Source organism: Ensifer sp. ZNC0028 (genome assembly GCF_000799055.1).
Taxonomy (GTDB): domain Bacteria; phylum Pseudomonadota; class Alphaproteobacteria; order Rhizobiales; family Rhizobiaceae; genus Ensifer.
Genome location: NZ_JTLA01000202.1, coordinates 1 through 242 on the forward strand (window position 1 = coordinate 1; position 242 = coordinate 242).

Genomic DNA, 242 nt, shown 5'->3' on the forward strand with positions numbered 1-242 from the left:
AGAGCCTGCTGTCGTCGACGGTCAAGGTTCCGGGGCTGATCGAGCGCCGGCGGGCGGCGGCAAGCACCGATCCGGTGACGACGGCTGTCGCACCGTCCGAACGGGGCGCGCGCCTTGGCTTCTCGACCAGCCTCACGCAGATTCAGGCGGCGCGCGATGCCGCCGATGCGGCAGCAGCCGGCCAGACCTTCGTCGCGACCGATCAGCCCTTCGACGTCTGGATGGACGGCAGCTTCCTGTTC

General features: G+C 69.8%; 1 protein-coding gene. It reads left to right on the forward strand.

Annotation, left to right across the window (positions count from 1 at the left end; translation table 11 throughout):
• The coding region (locus L981_RS35310) for a hypothetical protein (RefSeq protein WP_043626839.1) at window positions 1-242 on the forward strand (242 nt) is incomplete at both ends.